General features: G+C 44.9%; 3 protein-coding genes. 2 read left to right on the forward strand and 1 reads right to left on the reverse strand.

All coding sequences use genetic code 11. From position 1 onward, the window contains the following. Positions 1-57: 57 nt before the first annotated feature. On the reverse strand, positions 58-669 hold the full coding sequence (clpP, locus tag HWQ41_RS00170; RefSeq protein WP_292758593.1) for an ATP-dependent Clp endopeptidase proteolytic subunit ClpP: 612 nt from the start codon (positions 667-669) through the stop codon (positions 58-60). Between the two features lie 469 nt (positions 670-1,138). Here clpP and HWQ41_RS00175 point away from each other — a divergent pair, with 469 nt between their 5' ends. After that, positions 1,139-1,294: a hypothetical protein gene (locus HWQ41_RS00175; RefSeq protein ID WP_292758596.1), complete on the forward strand. Its 156-nt coding sequence runs from the start codon at positions 1,139-1,141 to the stop codon at positions 1,292-1,294. A gap of 440 nt (positions 1,295-1,734) precedes the next feature. Then, positions 1,735-3,789: a thioredoxin domain-containing protein gene (locus HWQ41_RS00180; RefSeq protein ID WP_292758599.1), complete on the forward strand. Its 2,055-nt coding sequence runs from the start codon at positions 1,735-1,737 to the stop codon at positions 3,787-3,789. Positions 3,790-3,878 lie beyond the last annotated feature (89 nt).

Consider the following 3,878-nt stretch of genomic DNA (forward strand, 5'->3'; position numbering starts at 1 on the left):
TTGGCGGGGTGGGGTTCTTGGGGTTTAGTAAGTAATCAAGCGGACATGATATGACTATTAATTAACAAGAGCAACTGCTGGACGGCTACCAGCGGCGTGACGGTCAATCACTTGGTCAATTAAGCCATAATCCCTAGCTTCCTCTGGCGACATGAAGAAGTCACGTTCGGTATCTTCAGCAATCCGCTCAATTGGTTGACCTGTATGTTCCGCTAAATAGTCGTTTAGCCGCCGCTTGTGGTACAGAATTTCCCGCGCCTGAATTTCAATATCAGTCGCTTGTCCTTGAGCGCCGCCTAAAGGTTGATGAATCATAATCCGAGAATGGGGTAGACTCATCCGCTTACCCTTAGCACCAGCGCTGAGGAGGAAAGCGCCCATACTCGCCGCCAATCCGGTACAAATTGTACAGACATCAGGGCGAATGTGTTTCATAGTGTCAAAAATGCCCATCCCAGCCGTCACCGAACCACCGGGAGAATTGACGTACATATAAATGTCTTTCTCCGGGTCTTCAGCATCCAAATACAGCAGTTGGGCAACAATCAAGTTAGCAATGTTGTTATCAACTTGTTGTCCCAAAAAGATGATGCGCTCACGTAACAGCCGTGAGTAGATGTCAAAGGCGCGTTCACCTCGACCCGATTGTTCAATAACGATAGGAATCATGGAAGCGTGTTTGTGGCTACTTTAAATACATTTTATCGGTGACAGCACGAAACTGGGGTTGATCTCTACTGTTCCCAAGTAGATAAAAGTAAATCTTTGCCATTCTGCCTTATCCAACAAAGGAGCAAAAGGTGCTTTTGCAATAGATTCAACCCCGAAGGGCACTTTTTAGCGGCAAAAGCTGTCTAAGAGAATATCCCGATTTAGCGAAGAATAAATCAAAAAACTCCAACTCTCGCCAATCTCATATCTCGGACTTTGCTGCACAACCTTGGCGATGTGGTGATTAGACCGATAACCAGAATCAGACTTGCTTAGGGAATTATGTTAATTTTCAGTAACATTTTTTTAGGATTTCCCTCAGTAATTATCAAGTTATTTTTGTTAGATTCGGTAAATCGATAGTACGAAGTGTATTTAGAATAACCAGTTTTACTTGAAATGCTATCCACCCAGAGAGAGACGTGCCATGCTGGAAAAATTTGTACAAGCCGCCATCATCACCTTATTGCTCCACTTGATAGCAGGACTTAGCCCAAATACTTTAATTCAGACAAAGACAGCATCACCTGTGCGAGAAACGCCACCAAATATTGTTAGCTTGCTATTGCGATCGTTTGAGTGAGAATGTTTTACAAATTGCACGGGTGTAAGTAAGTCGGCGCAAATAAACTCAATACAGACCTAACCCCCAACCTATTCCCTACTAGCGTTGGGGAGCAAGATTCAAAGCCTCTCTCCTAAAACGAGAGAGGAATGGAAGTCAGGTCAAAGTGTATTGCATACAAACAAGCGTAGACGCGGAGCAGCTTGTCGTAAGACATCGCTATATATAAAGAAAAGTAAAGCTTTATAATTGCCTTGTAGTCGGCGCTAAAGCGCTTTAGCGCTGACTACAAACCTGAAATTTTTTACAAAAACTTACTTAGGCGATGTCAAAGACATGCACTACTACCTCCTACCCAAGGGGTAATGGGTTTCTTGCTTATGTACATAGCCGTCTAGGCTAACACTCCTGGGAACAGGGTAGACTGAGCAAAGAAGGCAACTTACTTGCATTTGATCATGACTAATCGCCTTGCTGAAGCTAAGAGCCTCTATCTCCGCAAACACGCCGAAAACCCGATTGATTGGTGGCCTTGGTGTGACGAAGCACTTGCAACTGCAAGGGCGCAAAATAAACCGATTTTTCTCTCCATTGGTTACTCTAGTTGCCACTGGTGTACTGTCATGGAAGGCGAGGCTTTTTCTGATATTGCGATCGCTGACTACATGAATGCCAATTATCTTCCCATCAAAGTAGACAGGGAAGAAAGACCTGACCTCGATAGCATCTATATGCAGGCTTTGCAGATGATGAGTGGTCAAGGGGGTTGGCCTTTGAATATTTTTCTGTCCCCAGAAGATTTAGTGCCGTTTTACGCTGGGACTTATTTCCCTGTAGACCCGCGCTATGGTCGTCCGGGATTTTTGCAGGTGTTGCAAACCCTTCGCCGTTATTACGATACAGAAAAAGAGAACTTACAGCAACGCAAAGCCTTAATTATTGAGTCTCTGCTCACGTCTGCGGTGTTAGAGGACGGTACAACAACTGAGCTTGAAGACCATGAATTACTCCGCCAAGGTTGGGAAACCAGCACAAGTATAATTACTCCTAGTCAATCTGGCAACAGCTTTCCGATGATTCCCTATACAGAATTAGCACTGCGGGGAACTCGATTTAATTTTGAATCTCGCTATGATGGCAACCAAGTTTGTACCCAACGGGGACTAGATTTAGCCTTGGGAGGCATTTATGACCATGTAGGCGGTGGTTTTCATCGCTATACTGTTGACCCTACTTGGACAGTACCCCATTTTGAAAAGATGCTCTACGACAATGGACAAATTGTGGAGTATCTGGCTTCTTTGTGGAGTACAGGAATACAAGAACCAGTGTTTGAGAGGGCAGTTGCTGGTACCGTACAATGGCTGAAGCGGGAAATGACCGCACCTGAAGGTTACTTTTATGCTGCTCAAGATGCTGACAGTTTCACTGAATCCACGGCAGTAGAACCAGAAGAAGGAGCCTTTTACGTCTGGAGTTACAGCGAACTACAACAACTGTTAACACCTGAAGAACTAAGGGAATTAGAACAGTTTACGGTGACACCTAACGGCAACTTTGAAGGTCGTAATGTCTTGCAAAGACGCTATTCAGGGCAAGTGAGTGCAACGCTGGAAACGGCACTGAGCAAGCTGTTTACCGCTCGCTACGGCGTTAGTTCTGAGTCCCTGGAAACTTTTCCCCCTGCTCGTAATAACCAGGAAGCAAAAACCACTAACTGGCCGGGTCGCATTCCCTCGGTGACAGATACGAAAATGATTGTCGCTTGGAATAGCTTGATGATTTCTGGGCTGGCTAGGGCTGCTGGGGTTTTCCAACAACCGTTATATCTGGAATTAGCAGCACGAGCGGCGAATTTTATTTTGGAAAATCAGTTTGTCGATGGGCGTTTCCAGAGACTCAACTATCAAGGAGAACCAACCGTTTTAGCGCAGTCTGAAGATTACGCCTTTTTTATTAAAGCTCTCTTGGATTTACAAGCTTCCAGCCCTGAGCAGAAGCAATGGTTAGAAAAAGCGATCGCTATCCAAGATGAATTCAACGAATTTCTCTGGAGTGTAGAGTTAGGTGGGTATTATAACACATCAAGCAATTCTAGTCAAGATTTAATTGTCAGAGAGCGTAGTTACGCAGATAATGCTACACCATCAGCTAATGGAATTGCGATCGCTAACCTTGTGCGTCTGGCCCTACTCACCGATAATCTAGATTATTTGGATTTAGCGGAACTTGGTTTAAAAGCTTTTAGGAGTGTCATGCATCGCGCTCCGCAAGGTTGTCCCAGTTTATTTACAGCTTTGGATTGGTATCGTAATTCTACCTTGATTCGCAGCACAAGTGAGCAAATAAAGGCTTTGATCCCCAAGTATTTGCCGGTGGCTGTGTTTGCCGTCACATCTGATTTACCAGAAGGAAGCGTTGGGTTAGTTTGCCAAGGTTTGAAGTGTCTTGCACCAGCAGAAAGTGCAGAAGATTTATTGCAGCAAGTGCAGGAAAGTCAGGTGAGGGCGTGAAATCGCTCTCAAGAAGGGATTAAATATAGCAGGGGACTGGGGACTGGGGACTGGGGACTGGGTTGAAAGTCTGTTTGTATATAGGTTTT

The organism is Nostoc sp. NOS(2021), assembly GCF_017115025.1.
In the GTDB taxonomy this organism is placed as follows: domain Bacteria; phylum Cyanobacteriota; class Cyanobacteriia; order Cyanobacteriales; family Nostocaceae; genus Nostoc.